Genomic DNA, 14,923 nt, shown 5'->3' on the forward strand with positions numbered 1-14,923 from the left:
AATGACAAAAAAAGAAATGCTTTATGAAGGAAAAGGTAAAAAACTTTTCAAAACTGATGATGAAAATTTACTAATTAGTGAGTTTAAAGATGATTTAACTGCTTTTAATGCAGAAAAAAGAGGCAATGAAAGTGGAAAAGGTGCATTAAACTGTAAAATCAGTACTGAAATTTTTCATTTGCTTGAAAAAAATGGGATTAAAACCCATTTGGTAGAAATTATAAGCGATACAGAACAAGTGGTTAAAAAATGTAAAATTGTTCCTATTGAAGTTATAGTACGCAATGTTGCAACAGGTTCTCTTACAAAAAGACTGGGCATTAAAGATGGCACTGTGCTACCTTTTGCTTTGGTGGAATTTTGTCTTAAAGATGATGCCTTAGGCGATCCTTTTATCAATGATGAGCATTGTTTGATTTTAAATTTAGTGCAAAATGAAGCTCAAATTAGTGAAATTAAAAATATGGCTAGGAAAATCAACTCTATTTTAACTCCATTTTTTGACAATAAGAATTTAAGGTTGATTGACTTTAAAATCGAACTGGGTTTAACTAAAGATAATGAGCTTGTTTTAGCTGATGAAATAAGCCCTGATAGTTGTAGATTCTGGGATAAATTTAGTAATGAAAAATTAGATAAAGATAGATTTCGTCAAGATCTAGGTAATGTAAAAATGGCTTATGAAGAAGTTTTAAAAAGAATATTAAATTAAGGAAAAATATGGAAGTTATTGTAAATATTTCTTTAAAAAATGGGGTTTTAGATCCACAAGGCAAAGCGGTGGAAAAAGCTTTGCATTCTTTAAATTTTAATAGTGTTAAAGAAGTAAAAATAGCAAAACAAATCAAAATTTCTCTTGATGAGAAAGATGAAAAATTAGCCAAAGAACAAGTAAAAAAAATGTGTGAAGAGTTGTTGGTAAATAGCGTCATTGAAGATTATGAGCTTATAATTGAGAAAGAATAAAATGAAAGTTGCTATTATTAGATTTCCAGGGACAAATTGTGAATTTGATACAACTTATGCCTTTGAAAAACTTGGAGTAAAGACGCAGATTGTTTGGCATGAAGAAAAAGAATTTGATGCAGATTTAGTTGTTTTACCAGGAGGATTTTCTTATGGAGATTATCTAAGATGCGCAGCTATTGCAAAACTTGCTCCTGCTATGCAAGGTGTTTTTAATCATGCAAAAAAAGGAGGATATATCTTAGGTATTTGTAATGGTTTTCAAATTTTACTTGAAAGCGGTCTTTTAAAAGGTGCAATGAAGCATAACAACAATCTTAGCTTTATCTCAAAAAACCAAAGTTTAAGAGTGGTTTCTAATGATAATGCCTTTTTGAAAAATTTCAAAAAAGATGAAATTATTAATTTACCAATTGCCCATGGAGAGGGAAATTATTACGCTGATGAGACTACTTTAAAAGAATTGCAAGATAAAGATCTTATTATTCTAAAATACGAGCCAAATCCAAATGGTTCTGTATTTGATATCGCAGGAATTTGTGATGAAAACAAAAAAATCTTTGGACTCATGCCCCATCCTGAGCGTGCTTGTGAAAAAGTTCTAGGTAATGATGTAGGTTTAAAAATGCTTAAAGGCTTTTTATCTTGAAAATTTTATTAACTTTAATTTTTAGCATTGTTGTATTGTTTGGCAGGGGTGAAATTTCTGTATTTAGCGGCCAAGATGAAAATATGCAAAAAGAATTACAAAAATTACCCCAAGAAGAACAAAAAATTTATCAAAATATTCCGCCAAGTGATGAAAACAATGACTTTGAAAGCAATGTAGATGATCCTTTTGTAGCCAAAGGGAGTTTGGTTCTTACAAATGATGAATATCCAAGTAGAGTATATGTTGGAGAAGTTTTTCCTATTACGATCTATGCTCGCACTACGGAAAATATAAAATTTGATTTTAACATAAGCGTAGAAAAAACTAACTTATCTTTTTTGAATCCAGATGCAAAATGGGAATTTATCAACAATGAATATAAAACAACTTTATGGTTTGAAGCCAAAAATTCAAATGCTAGTTTGAGTAAAATTTCTATCAAACTTCTTAGAAATAATGAAGCTTTTCAAGAGGCTGATATCAATCTTAATCCTATCAAATTTGAAAATACTTTATTCAATAAAGATTTTTCACACCTTGTGGCAAGTTCTTTGGAAATTAAAAAAGTTAAAGCGAGTTATTTTGATGATGCTAATATCATTATGATGGTAGAACTAAACGCAACCAATACAAATCTTAAAAGCTTTTTTATAGAAGGAATTCAAAAGCAAGGTATTGAAAATTTAAAAGGGGATTTTAATGCTTCTAGTGCTTTTTATTATGCTATTTTGCCATTAAGTAAAACAAATTTTGAATTTTCGTATTTCAATAAGGACAGTAAAAAGCTTGAAAATATAAATTTAAAATTAAAAATTAGTGACGATGAGATTAGTACTCAGAGTGATTTAAATCCTGTAAATAAAGACTTAAATATTTATAAACAATATGCTTTGTGGTTTTTAGCGGTTTTATTTGGAGTTTTATTTGTATGGAGAAAAAATTACATTATTCTGGCTTTGGCAGTTGTTTGTTTTGCACTTAGTTTTCTTGTAGATACCAATACTCAAAATGCAATTATCAAGGCTGGTTCTAGGGCTAAAATTTTACCTACAGAGCCTTCAACTTATTTTTATACGGCAAATGCAGATGAAAAAGTAGAAGTTTTGGGCAAAAGACAAAATTATATTAAAGTATTGTTTTCTGATGGAAAAATAGGTTGGGTTAATAAAGATGATTTACAAAAAAATTAAAGCTCTTTATTTTTGGATTTTTTTTGTTTTAAGTGTTGCTTTGGTGATTTTTTGTTTTTGCTTTACAAAATCTCAAAACACACTTTGGAAAATTCGCAAAATTTGGGCTAAATTTCAAAGATATACTATCTCTTATAAACAAGAAATCATTGGTACTTTTAATCCACAAGCTCAGATGATTTTAATGAATCATCAAAGTGCTTTAGATATCATCGCTTTAGAAGAATTATATCCTAAAAATTTATGCTGGATTGCCAAAAAAGAATTAGGAGAAATTCCTATTTTCAAAGTTGCTATGAAAAAACCAAAACTTCTTTGTATAGATAGAAAAAATCCGCGTGATTTGGTGCGAGTTTTAAAAGAAGCAAAAGAAAGAATTAGTGAAGATAGGGTTTTGGCTATTTTTCCAGAAGGAACTAGATCTAAAAATGAAAAAATGCTTAAATTTCAAAGTGGAGCAAAAATTTTAAGTGAAAAATTAAATCTTAAAGTTCAACCTATTTTAATTGTGGATTCTGCAAAAATTTTAGACACAAAAAGTTTTAGTGCAAGCAGCGGAGTACTTAAAATCATTTGTATGGATTTAGTCGATACAAATGATGAAAAATGGCTTGAAAACACCAGAAAAAAAATGCAAGAATTACTCGATCAAGAAAGAGCTAAGCTTTGTTAAACACTCTTTTAGTAGTTGGTTTTGGGGGATTTATAGGAGCAATATTAAGAATGCTTTCTATAAATTTAGTGAATAAATTTTTTCCTTATTCTATCAGCTTTGGAACTCTTTTTGTAAATGTTTTGGGTTCTTTTATCATAGGACTTTTGTTTTCTTATGCACAAAATAAAGGTTTATCTCCTTTACTTAAAAGCTTTATAAGTACAGGTTTTTTAGGAGCTTTTACAACTTTTTCTACTTTTTCTTATCAAAATTTACTTCTTTTGCAAAGTGGAAATTATCTTCATTTTGCGTTAAATATTATCTTAAATGTCTTTCTTTGCTTATTTGCCGCATGGCTTGGCTTTTTAATTTTCAAATAAATCTTTAAATTTACTTTAGAATTTGTATTTTTTGCTAAAATACCACTTTAAAAAATTACAAAGGAATCAAAATGCAATTTCAAACCGAAGTTAATCAGCTTTTACAGCTTATGATACACTCTTTATATTCTAATAAAGAAATTTTTTTAAGAGAACTTATTTCAAACGCAAGCGATGCTTTAGATAAGCTTAATTTTTTAAGCGTAAGTGATGATAAATATAAAAGCTTAAAATTCGAACCTAAAATTGAAATCAAAATTGATAAAGATAAAAAAACTTTAAGTATTAGTGATAATGGCATAGGTATGGATAAAGATGATCTTATCAACAACCTTGGAACCATAGCAAAAAGCGGTACTAAAAGCTTTTTAGAAAATTTAAGCGGTGATGCTAAAAAAGATTCTCAACTCATAGGACAATTTGGAGTAGGTTTTTATTCTGCTTTTATGGTGGCTAGTAAAATCGAAGTTTTAAGTAAAAAAGCTTTAGATGATAAAGCTTATCTTTGGAGTTCTGATGCAAATGGTTATGAGATTGATGACGCAAACAAAGAAGAACAAGGAACAAGCATTACTTTATATTTAAAAGATGATGAGTTTGCTAATGCTTATAAAATCGAAAGCATTATAGAAAAATACTCTAATCACATTCAATTTCCAATTTTCATGGAAAAAGAAGAATTTACTCCTGCTAAAGAAGGCGAAGAAGAAGGGAAAACTGAACTTAAAATTTCTCAAATCAATAAAGCCAATGCTTTATGGAGAATGCAAAAATCAAGCCTTAAAGCAGAAGATTATGAAAGATTTTATGAGCAAAATTTTCATGATTCAAACAAACCTTTACTTTATCTTCACACTAAAAGTGAAGGAAAATTAGAATACAATTCTTTATTTTTCATACCACAAAATGCACCTTTTGATTTATTCCGTGTGGATTATCAAAGTGGCTTAAAACTTTATGTAAAACGCGTATTTATCAGCGATGACGATAAAGAACTTTTACCAACTTATTTGCGTTTTGTGCGGGGGATTATCGATGTAGAAGATTTACCACTTAATGTAAGTCGTGAAATTTTACAAGAAAATCAAATTTTAAAAGGTATCAAAGAAGCTAGCGTTAAAAAGATTTTAGGTGAACTTGAAAAACTCAAAAACAATGATAAAGAAAAATACTTATCTTTCTTTAAAACCTTTGGTAAGGTATTAAAAGAAGGACTTTATGGTTTTGGCGGAGAAAAAGATAGTCTTTTAAAACTCATGCTTTATAAAAGCACTAAAGGTGAAAATTTACGCTCTTTAGAGGAGTATAAAAATGACCTTCAAGGCGAACAAAAGGAAATTTTTTATATAGCAGGAAATAATGAAAGTTTATTAAGAACCTCCCCTTTACTTGAAGAGTATAAACAAAAAAATATAGAAGTTTTACTCATGGACGATGAGATTGATTCTTTAGTAACTCCTATGCTAGAATTTGAAGGTTTAAAATTTGTATCCATTAATCAAGTAGAAGATAAAAATGAACTAAGCGACGAAGAAAAAAATACTTTTGCTCCACTTGTAGCTAAATTTAAAGAACTTCTAAAAGATCAAGTTGAAGATGTAAGACTAACCAGTCGTTTGAAAGATAGTCCAAGTTGTATAGTTTATGATAAAAATAAACCTGATTTTGCTATGCAACAACTCTTAAAACAAATGGGTCAAGAACAAAATTTCAAACCTATTTTAGAAATCAATCCAAAACACGCTATTTTTACAGGTCTTAAAAACAACGAAAGCTTTAGTGCAGATATAGCAACCTTAGTTTTAAATATGGCAAAATTAAGCGAAGGTATGGGAGTGGATAATCCTGCTGAATTTAATGCAAGCCTTACAAAAATCATCAACAAGGCTTTTTCATGATAGAAAATATCTCTGCAAGTCTTTGGACAAAGCAAGATTTAAACGCATATCAAATTTTTGATGTGCGTACTCCTTTAGAATGGGAAGAAGGTATTTTACCTAATGCGCAATGTGTGGCTTTATATGATAATCAAGGGCTTTTAAATGCTAAATTTTTAGATGAATTTCAAAGCAAAAGAGATGAAAGTAAAAAACTTGCTTTTATTTGTCGTAGTGGCCATAGAAGCATGGTTGCAGCTGAATTTATAGCTGAAAAATTGGGACTTGAAAGCATCAATTTAGATGGCGGAATGCTAGCCCTTAAGGGTTGTTAATGCTAGGAATTTATTTACTCATAGCAGCTTTGTCTTTTTTAGCTCTTTATTTTGCTGTTAAAAAGCTTACTTTAAATATAGATGAGCGAACCCTTTTAGAGCCTATTAAAATGGATATTTATCCAAAATTTTGTGATTTAATCGATGAAAAAATCAGAGAATTTAAAGAAAATATCCAAAATGCTAATTTAACATTAAAAAATTCTAATCAAAAAGATGAATTTTTAGAAAAACTTGGGGATTTAAGCAGAGAGTTGACTTTCATACAAACCATGAATTTGAGCAATAAAAACGATAGTATCTGGCAAAATGAACTTTTTTCTTTTTTAAAAGAATTAGAAAATTTATTGCTTGAGTATCTAGAAAAAGGCGAAGAAGAAGCTGAAAATTTAAGAGAATTTCTGATGGATGAATTTGAAAAACTAAAAGGTTAGGCATTGCAAGAAGAAGGAAATTCTTTAAAATATTTTAAATTTATTTCATGAAGTATTTTTACTTTAGTTCTGATTTTTATTTTAATTCGTTATGACGAGCTTGCTAATCTTTTAGCAGGAGTGGCAATACTTCTTATTGGAATGACTAATTTAGGTATAGGTTTTAAAGTTTTTAGTGGTGATTTGCTTGAAAAAATTTTAGTAAAGTCAACTGATACAAAGATAAAAAGTATACTTTTTGGTACTTTAAGTACTTTAATTATGCAATTTTCAATTTTAGTTTCTATTGTTACGATTTCTTTTTTGAGTGCAGGGCTTATTTCTTTGGGTGCGGGCATAGGGATTATTTTTGGAGCAAATTTAGGAAATACGGCAAGTTCTTGGCTGATTGTTGGTTTGACAAATATTAAAATTTCAATGCTAGCTATCCCACTTTTGATTATTGGAGTATTATTTTTCTTTCAAAAAGATAGTGTTTTAAAAGGTTTAGGTAATATTTTTATTGGTATAGGTTTTTTCTTTTTGGGTGTGGATTATATTAAAAGTGGTTTTGAAAATTTTAAATATATAATTGATCTTTCTCGTTTTGATTTTGCTGGGTTTAAAGGAGTTTTTGTTTTTTTAGGATTAGGTGCTTTGCTTACAGGAGTTATACAATCAAGCACAGCTACAATGGCTATGATTGTTGCTGCTTTACTTGCAGGACAAATCAGTTTGGAAAATTCCTTAGCAGCAACTTTAGGCACTAGTGTTGGAGGAGTTGTAACGGCTGTTTTAGCTTCTTTAAGCACCAATATTGAAGGAAAGAAATTAGCGTTTGCAAATTGTATTTTTAATTTTGGTATAGCTTTTTTAATAGTGCTTATTTTTCCTTATTTTATACATTTTCTTAATTTTTTATCCATTGTATTAAACATAGAAGATATAGCTTTGAAAGTAGCATTATTTCACACTTTGTTTAATTTAATTGGCGTTGCGCTTTTTTCATTCTTTACTCCTCAAATTGTTCTTTTTTTTAAATAAGATAGTAAAAGCTCCTAAAGATAAGAATAAAGACAAGCCTTTATATCTTGATGGTAGTTTGGTTAAGTTTAGTGACACAGCCATCGAAGCTTTAAGGAAAGAAAGCGAGCATCTTTATAACAATACCTATGTAATTGTTGCTCATGCTATAGGTTTTAGTCGTAAAGATATACAAAGTGATAAAAGTTTTAAAGAAATTTTAGAAAATAAAAAGTGGTTTAGTAAAAATGTGGATTTAGACTATTTGTATCAAACTAGGATAAAGGTTCTTTTTGAAGCTATTATCGATTTTTCAACTAAAGCACAAGTTTATATTAACGATGAAACAAAGAATCATAAAATTTTTACCTTTAAGATGGCAGCTAAAAATTTAGCCGAAACAACTAAAAATTTAAAAATTATCCAAGCGAATATTAAGAAATATTCTAGTTCTTCTAATGAATTTTTGGCTTTAGAGTACAATAAAATTAGATCGAATTTAGGAGAGCTTTTAAGAAGTATCGAAGAGCTTAGAGTTGTTGAAGATCGTGAAAAGCTTTATTTGATTATTAAAAATCTTCAAAAAGGAAAAGAAATTTTAAAAGAAATCGATACTTTAACCTTGAGCAATGTTGAACATCTTATTTCAGTAAGAAAAATCACAACAGCTGAAGGAATTTCAATACTTAATGATACAACTTTTGCTGCTAAGATTGCTGAAGAACTTATAGGTGCTGTTGAGGTGATATTTTCTAAAGATATATCAAACTAGTTGTTTGTGCTAGTTTGGTTATTGTCTTGTATAGGCGTTAGAAATTCTTCATTGATTAAAATATCAACAACATCTTTAAACATAGGCAAAGCACTTTGTGCAGCATAATAACTATAAGGTTTAGTAGGATGTCTTACGAGAACTCCTATGGTATAGGCGTGATTTAAATCATTTGCAAAACCAAAAAAGGATGCATTGTAGCGATTTGAGGTGTAACCTTGTCTTTCGGCTATTCTTGCCGTTCCTGTTTTACCTCCTGCAATAATACCTTGTGTAATTGCCTTTTTTCCTGTTCCTTTTTCTATAACATTTATAAGAACATTTTGCATCGTTTTAGCGGCTTCGCTAGAAAGAATTTTTTCTTTTTTTACATCATCATCAAGATTTGTAAAGCGTCCATTTTGATAGAATTTTTCAGCTAAACGTGGTGTGATATAAAACCCATCATTGTTGAAAACATTATAAGCTGCAAGGAGTTGTATAAAGGTTGTTTTAAGTCCATAACCATAACTTAAAACAGATTTTTCTATATCTCTTAAGCGCTTAGGATTTGGAATTTCTCCTTTTTGTTCATAGGGTAGATCAATACCACTTTTTTCGCCAAATTTAAATATTTTAAGTCCTGATACGATTTCTATATTGTTAAGCCTTTTAGCAATTTGTATCATGCCTATATTTGAAGAATATCTTATAACTTCCTCCATAGTCATTTTGTCCATTTTGTGATCGTCTTTGATGGTGAAACGTCCTAGCTTGTAAGAACCGCCATAAGTATTAATCACTTCATCCATTTTTATTTTACCAAGTCTTAAGGCTGTTGTAAAGATAAAAGGTTTGATAACAGAACCTGCTTCATAGCCGTATTCTATAGCGCTTGCATTAAGAACTGATAGATCCTTTCCGCGATTTTGTGGGTCATAACGCCTTGAGCTTGCTAGAGCTAAAATTCTTCCTGTTTTACTTTCCATTACCCCAACGATGATTTCATTGGCTTTTAAATCCTCATTTCTTTGATCTATAGCTTTCTCTATACTTTTTTGCAGTTTTAAAGAAAGATTTAAATATAAATCACAACCATTGATCTTTTTTTGTTGTAGTGAATTTAGATTTAAAATAATATTTCCACCTATATCTTTAAGTCCTTGAATTTTTTCATTTTGAACAGGGCTTAGACATGCATCGTAGTATTTTTCTAAACCTTTAACTCCTATATTTTTTAAAATTCCACTTTCTGGATCTAATATCATTTTAGTATAACCGATAATAGGAGTAAAAGAATCTTTTGACATGTAAATTCTATCTTCTTCATGTTCGATGATATTTAATCCTCTTGTTTCAACTCTTCCTGAGTTATTTGTAAAAGCTTTGAAAAAACCTTGTATATAAAGTTTTTTAGCAAGATCTTTAAGGTAGCTTGCTTGCTTGGAGTCTAAGTTTTGTAAAAGAACAAAATTATAAGAGCGTTTTTTTTGATTTTGCATTCTTTTTTTAATATCTGCTACTTGATCGTTACTTATCCCACTATAAATTTGAAAAAGCTTTAAAAATAGATCAAATTTATCTTTGTTAATGCTTCTAAGATCAATTTCAGCACGATAAATTTGTTTAGAACTTGTGATAGTAAAATTATCTTTGGTTATAATCGATCCTCTTAGAGCAAGAGCGTATTGATCTTTTTCAGTGTTAGGTATATGACGTTTTGATGTAAGAAAAAAAGTAGAGCTGATAAAAATAATCATAAACAAAAGTGCCATGCAGTAGGCAAAGGCAACTTTTGAAACCCTATTTTTTTTATATTCTTGCATTAGGGTTTAAATTTGAGTTCTTGTGATTTCTTTATAAGCACTGATCGCTTTATTTCTTACTTCTAGCATAAATTTCATGCTGCTTTCAGCTTTAGTGATAGCTATAGCTGCTTGATGTAAATCTTTTACTTGTCCTGTGGCAATGTCTGTCATTGCAGCTTCTCCACTTTCTTGTGCTTTATTTAAATCATCGATTTCATTTTTAAGCATCTTGGCAAATTCATCACCAATTCCTGTGGAATTTTGACTTTTGTTGGTATTTGAAATATTATTATTTAACCTTAAATCATTAATATTGTTCATTTTTTATTATCCTCTTAATAAATCAATCGCACTTTGAGCTATAGTTTTTGCACTTGTAAAAGCACTTACATTGGCTTGATAAGCTCTTGTAGCTTCAATCAAATCTGCCATTTCAATAACAGGGTTTACATTTGGATACGCTACATAACCTTCAGCATTTGCATCAGGATGACTTGGATCATACTTCATACGAAAATCTTTGTCATCTCTGACCACTTTATCCACTACAACACTTTGAATAGCAGGTTTAGCTTCTTCTGGCGAACTTGGATCATTTAAAGGATTTTCATATTTTAAAAAATTATTATCTTTGTTAATTCGCTCATTTAAAAGCTTATCAAAATCTGTTGCTTTAAAGATCACTTCGCGTCTTCTATAAGGCCCACCTTCAGCTGTTCTTGTAGTGTTTGCATTAGCTATATTAGAGCTAATAACATTCATTCTAAAACGTTGAGCACTTAAACCATAACCACTAATATCAAAATCACTTAAGTATGCCATAATTTACCTTTAACTTAATTTAGAGCTTGCATCAAGTATAGAACTAAAGATATTGCTTTGTCTTCTTAAAACTCCATCAAGAGCTGTTATCATAACTGTATTTTTACTCATTTCTGTAGTTTCTACATCTAGATCAACAGTATTTGCATCATTTCTTGCCAAATGACCATCTCTTAAGTAAATAGTAGATTTACTAGGATCAGGAAATTTCCAAGGTTTTTGATGCCCTTCTTCGGTTACTGCCAATTCTAATTCTTTTTTGTCATTTTTTTTGAAAATTTCATTTGCACGATTTACCAAAGCTGTTTCAAATTCAATATCTCTTGCTTTATAAAAAGGAGTATCAACATTTGCAAGATTGGCATTGATGAGTTGATTTCTTAGATTTCTACCCGCTAAAGCACCAGTGACTAGTTCTTTTGATTTAAATGGGTTAATCATTTTTTATCCTTTTTATAATTTTTAATATTAACAAGCAAATACTGTTCCAATTTAACTATTTTGTATAAAAATATCAAAATTATTTTCCTTTTTGTAAATTTATGGCTTTATTGTGATCATCTATATTTGTGCTAAAAATATGAACTCCAGTATTTTTATCACGCACAAAATATAAATAATCTGTCTTTAAAGGAAAAATAGCTGCACGAATAGCAGCTAAAGAAACATTACAAACCGCTTCTTTAGGCAATCCTGTAAATTTATAGGTATTATAAAAGCTATTATCTTGTCTTATTCTTTGTGGGGTAACTTTTACATGGGAGTAAATTCCATAATTTAAAGTTCCATCCATTTGAAGCTTCATACCTTTTTTAAGTCGATTGTAAATTACGCTTGCAACTATAGGCATTTCATTGTCATTAGCAGCTTCTTTTTGTATTACAGAAGCGATGATGATATATTGGTGCCATTTTTTTGGATTATAATCACCAAAAATTTTCTCAGAAGTTTTTTTATTGGAAATTTCAGCATGGTTTAAAAGCATTTGAATGAGTAGATTTTCTGTAATGCCTTTCGGGATTTTATAAGTTTCTGGTAAAAAAACTCCTTCATCATAAGGAGCTTGAGCTTGAAATTCTTTTAAAAGTATATCTTTATCAAGTCCAAGTTGTTTGGCTGCTTGTTCTAGAAAGATTACGCTTGTTTCTCCTGGGATAAGAGTAATGGTTTGAAGTGCTGCTTTAGCAATAGTGAGTTTATGTAGAAATTCAGCTCTATTTAAATCTTTTGTACCTATGTTGATCCAGCCTGATTGAGGGTGTCCTAAAAAAAATAAAATATATTTATCAATATTACTCATCTGATATTTATTTTGCTTTAAATATGTTATAATTTGAGAAATTGAACCTTGGGGAATAAATACCACAGAATTGCTTTTTAAAGGCTGAGTTAGATAATAAAAAATCCCCAAAATAAATATCAAAAAGAAGTTGCGTATGAAAAAGAAAATTTTATATATTGTTGTATTTTTTGTTGTGCTTATATTAGCTTTGTTTATAGTGCTTAAAAATGGAATTGTCATCTCTAGTATCCAATTTGATTTTTTAAAATTGGAACAATTATATATTAAATTAGATAAAAAATTAATTGTACGAGCAAAAAATATCACTATAAATGAGACTCAAAATTCCGAAATTTCATCACAAACCCACTCTTCTGACAATGCTTCAACAGAGATTTTAAAAATAACAAAAAATTTAAAATATCTATATACTTTTATTAAAGAGATTGATATACAAAATTTAAATATAAAAGATAATCATGTGCGTATTTTATTTAAAGATAATGAATTTTTTATAGATAATGATTTATTGTTTTTAAAATTAACATTACAGCGTCAAAATAAAGAACTTATAGCTGATATTAAAAAACTTTTATTAAAAGATTATGATTTAAGTATTGATGGAAATTTAAGCATCAATACTAAGAGCGAGTTTTATTATTTTCAAGGTAGAGCAAGTGGAGAATTGCTTGACTTTAACGCAAGCATCTCTTACAAAGATAAAAATTTAGCTTATAAAATAGAAGATTTAAACATTAGAAATATTACGGAAATTTTTAAAAGAGTTAATAAAAGAATAGAACTTCCGCAGAGTTTAAATCTTTGGGTAGCATATAGGGCTAAGGGAGAATTTTATCATTTAGATTATTTGCAGGGCTTTATAGATTTTACTAAAGATAATTATTATTTAGACAATATTAGTGCATCAGGTTATGTTAATAATGTCAAAGTTCGCTTGGATGATAAAATGAATGCTATTGAAATTCCAAAACTCGATTTAAATTTAAACAAACAAAAGCTCGATTTTGTCTTTAATAAAGCTTTCTATAATGGTGCTGATTTAAGTTCTAGTAAGGTTTATCTATATGATTTGTTTGATGAAAAAAAAGTTGGGATTTATTTGCGCATTAAGTCTGATAATCTAAAATTTGACGAAAAACTTGCTAAAGCTTTAGAGGATTATCATTTTTCACTACCTTTTTATCAAAAAAGCGGAAAAATTAAAAGTGATTTGGAACTTAAAATTGATTTTCATGATAAGGGTGAAATTTCTTATAGTGGTATTTTAGCTTTAGAGAATGCTAGTATTTCTTTGGCTGATTTTAATATTACAAAAGCATTTGTAAAATTAAATCAAAATGATTTAAATATAGAAAATGCCAGTGTTAAAAATGGCTTTTTAGAAGCTGATTTTAATGCTAAATTTGACTTACAAAAACAGCAAGGAAATTTCAATACTCAGATTTCAAGGCTTTATTTTGACAATGGAGAGCTTTTAGATTTAAAAAATCAAAATGTAGAAGTAAAATTAGATTATTCGCAAAATGTTAACATTAGCATTCCTCAGTGGAATTTGATTTTAAATTTTAAAGATGGACTTGAGGCTAATCTTAATAATCCTAAGATTTTATTTTCATTTTCTCCATTACTTAAAAAGCTTGGGTTTATCGATGCTAAAAATGTTTATTATAAAACTTTAAATTTTGAAGATTTTAATGCAAGTGTTAATGATGCTTATTTTAAAAATAATTTACTTATCAACGGTCAAACTCCTTATGAAAATGATAGCTTTGATATTGTAAAAAATAAGGGCATTATGGAAATTCATACTCAAAGTGATACAGCAAGTGCTAAAATAAGTTCTGATAATAAAGAAATTCATTTAAAAAATTTAAGTTATATTTATAGAAAACATTCCAACTCTTCAAATTCAACATTTGATATTGCTACTAATACCCAAAATATTAGTTTTGGTGGAGCAAATGTAGCTTTAATTTTGGCAGATTCTAATAAAACTTTGGCTTTTGATAGAGTAGAAGCTGATTTAAAAGGCAATGCTTTAGATCTTAAAGGTTCTAGAGGAAATGCAAAATTTGATCTTTATTATTCTTCTAATGATTTAAATTTAAACGTTAGCAATATTGATGATAATTATTTAAATGAGTTTTTACAAAAACAAGCTGTTCAAGATGGAGTGTTTAACTTAAGTATAAAAGGAAGTGGATTGGAGTATTTTGATGGACAGATCGATTTTAAAAATACTTATGTGAAGGATTTAAGAGGTATAAATCAGCTTATTTCCTTTATCGATACTGTACCAAGTTTATTGATGTTTAAATCTCCAACTTTTAATCAAAAAGGTTTAAGCTTACATGATGGAAAGATTATTTTTAATAGAAAAAAAGATCTTTTAAGTGTTTCAGCTATTAATTTAAATGGCGATAGTGTAGATATATATGGTTTAGGATCAGCAAATTTAAGATTAAATACAGTGGATTTTAGTTTAGAGCTTAAAACTTTAAAATCAGCTTCAGAAGCTATATCCAAGGTTCCAATTTTAAATTATGTAATTTTAGGTAAAAATCAAGAAATTAGCACAAACTTAAAAATAGATGGAAGTATAGATGACCCTAAATTTCATACCGAAATTTTAACAGATACCCTAAAAACCCCTTTTAATCTTATTAAAAATATCATACAACTTCCTGCTAATTTACTTAATTAAAAATATTTAAAGTTTGTTTGAAAACTAAAACAAACTTTAAACTT

The 14,923-nt window shown here is 28.7% G+C and carries 14 protein-coding genes and 2 pseudogenes; 11 read left to right on the forward strand and 5 right to left on the reverse strand.

Annotated elements, in window-relative coordinates; genetic code table 11:
- Nucleotide 1: 1 nt before the first annotated feature.
- From purC to FBF20_RS02580, 10 genes and pseudogenes are all read left to right on the forward strand, one after another.
- Nucleotides 2-712: a phosphoribosylaminoimidazolesuccinocarboxamide synthase gene (gene purC / locus FBF20_RS02535; RefSeq protein WP_002858572.1), complete on the forward strand. Its 711-nt coding sequence runs from the start codon at nucleotides 2-4 to the stop codon at nucleotides 710-712.
- Nucleotides 713-720: 8 nt separating this feature from the next.
- Nucleotides 721-966, forward strand: a complete 246-nt coding sequence (gene purS, locus FBF20_RS02540; protein ID WP_002858611.1) for a phosphoribosylformylglycinamidine synthase subunit PurS — start codon at nucleotides 721-723, stop codon at nucleotides 964-966.
- A gap of 1 nt (nucleotide 967) precedes the next feature.
- Nucleotides 968-1,640, forward strand: a pseudogene (purQ, locus tag FBF20_RS02545) (phosphoribosylformylglycinamidine synthase I).
- A complete protein-coding gene (locus FBF20_RS02550; RefSeq protein ID WP_002872001.1) occupies nucleotides 1,612-2,808 on the forward strand; it encodes an SH3 domain-containing protein in 1,197 nt (398 codons plus the stop codon). The pseudogene purQ and the gene FBF20_RS02550 overlap by 29 nt, the downstream one beginning before the upstream one ends.
- A complete protein-coding gene (locus FBF20_RS02555) occupies nucleotides 2,789-3,481 on the forward strand; it encodes a lysophospholipid acyltransferase family protein (protein ID WP_002858620.1) in 693 nt (230 codons plus the stop codon). The genes FBF20_RS02550 and FBF20_RS02555 overlap by 20 nt, the downstream gene beginning before the upstream one ends.
- The gene (gene crcB / locus FBF20_RS02560; protein ID WP_002858490.1) at nucleotides 3,475-3,843 is read left to right on the forward strand and encodes a fluoride efflux transporter CrcB; all 369 of its coding nucleotides are present in this window, start codon (nucleotides 3,475-3,477) and stop codon (nucleotides 3,841-3,843) included. The genes FBF20_RS02555 and crcB overlap by 7 nt, the downstream gene beginning before the upstream one ends.
- 71 nt (nucleotides 3,844-3,914) lie before the next feature.
- Complete coding sequence (gene htpG, locus FBF20_RS02565) at nucleotides 3,915-5,741, forward strand: molecular chaperone HtpG (protein WP_002858566.1); 1,827 nt, start codon at nucleotides 3,915-3,917, stop codon at nucleotides 5,739-5,741.
- The gene (locus FBF20_RS02570) at nucleotides 5,738-6,055 is read left to right on the forward strand and encodes a rhodanese-like domain-containing protein (RefSeq protein ID WP_002858489.1); all 318 of its coding nucleotides are present in this window, start codon (nucleotides 5,738-5,740) and stop codon (nucleotides 6,053-6,055) included. Before htpG ends, FBF20_RS02570 begins: the two co-directional genes overlap by 4 nt.
- On the forward strand, nucleotides 6,055-6,489 hold the full coding sequence (locus FBF20_RS02575) for a hypothetical protein (protein WP_002858595.1): 435 nt from the start codon (nucleotides 6,055-6,057) through the stop codon (nucleotides 6,487-6,489). The genes FBF20_RS02570 and FBF20_RS02575 overlap by 1 nt, the downstream gene beginning before the upstream one ends.
- 54 nt (nucleotides 6,490-6,543) lie before the next feature.
- Nucleotides 6,544-8,263: pseudogene (locus tag FBF20_RS02580) on the forward strand (Na/Pi cotransporter family protein).
- On the opposite strand, the gene FBF20_RS02585 reads toward FBF20_RS02580, so the two are convergent.
- The 5 genes from FBF20_RS02585 to mltG all read right to left on the reverse strand — a co-directional run bounded on the left by FBF20_RS02585 (nucleotide 8,260) and on the right by mltG (nucleotide 12,394).
- Nucleotides 8,260-10,068 (reverse strand): penicillin-binding protein 2, encoded by a 1,809-nt coding sequence (locus FBF20_RS02585; RefSeq protein ID WP_002858598.1) that lies wholly within the window; start codon nucleotides 10,066-10,068, stop codon nucleotides 8,260-8,262. The pseudogene FBF20_RS02580 and the gene FBF20_RS02585 sit on opposite strands and share 4 nt — an antisense overlap.
- A gap of 6 nt (nucleotides 10,069-10,074) precedes the next feature.
- Complete coding sequence (gene fliE / locus FBF20_RS02590; RefSeq protein WP_002856884.1) at nucleotides 10,075-10,371, reverse strand: flagellar hook-basal body complex protein FliE; 297 nt, start codon at nucleotides 10,369-10,371, stop codon at nucleotides 10,075-10,077.
- Nucleotides 10,372-10,377: 6 nt separating this feature from the next.
- Entirely contained in the window at nucleotides 10,378-10,872 is a 495-nt protein-coding gene (gene flgC / locus FBF20_RS02595) for a flagellar basal body rod protein FlgC (RefSeq protein ID WP_002867675.1), read from the reverse strand.
- Nucleotides 10,873-10,881: 9 nt separating this feature from the next.
- The gene (gene flgB, locus FBF20_RS02600) at nucleotides 10,882-11,313 is read right to left on the reverse strand and encodes a flagellar basal body rod protein FlgB (RefSeq protein ID WP_002859066.1); all 432 of its coding nucleotides are present in this window, start codon (nucleotides 11,311-11,313) and stop codon (nucleotides 10,882-10,884) included.
- A 79-nt stretch (nucleotides 11,314-11,392) separates the two neighbouring features.
- Nucleotides 11,393-12,394, reverse strand: a complete 1,002-nt coding sequence (gene mltG / locus FBF20_RS02605; RefSeq protein ID WP_002859925.1) for an endolytic transglycosylase MltG — start codon at nucleotides 12,392-12,394, stop codon at nucleotides 11,393-11,395.
- Between mltG and FBF20_RS02610 the strand changes: the two genes are divergently transcribed.
- A complete protein-coding gene (locus tag FBF20_RS02610; RefSeq protein ID WP_002890283.1) occupies nucleotides 12,309-14,879 on the forward strand; it encodes a DUF3971 domain-containing protein in 2,571 nt (856 codons plus the stop codon). The genes mltG and FBF20_RS02610 overlap by 86 nt on opposite strands.
- Nucleotides 14,880-14,923: the final 44 nt, after the last annotated feature.

The sequence above is a fragment of the Campylobacter sp. CFSAN093259 genome, from assembly GCF_012889985.1.
Lineage (GTDB): Bacteria > Campylobacterota > Campylobacteria > Campylobacterales > Campylobacteraceae > Campylobacter_D > Campylobacter_D jejuni.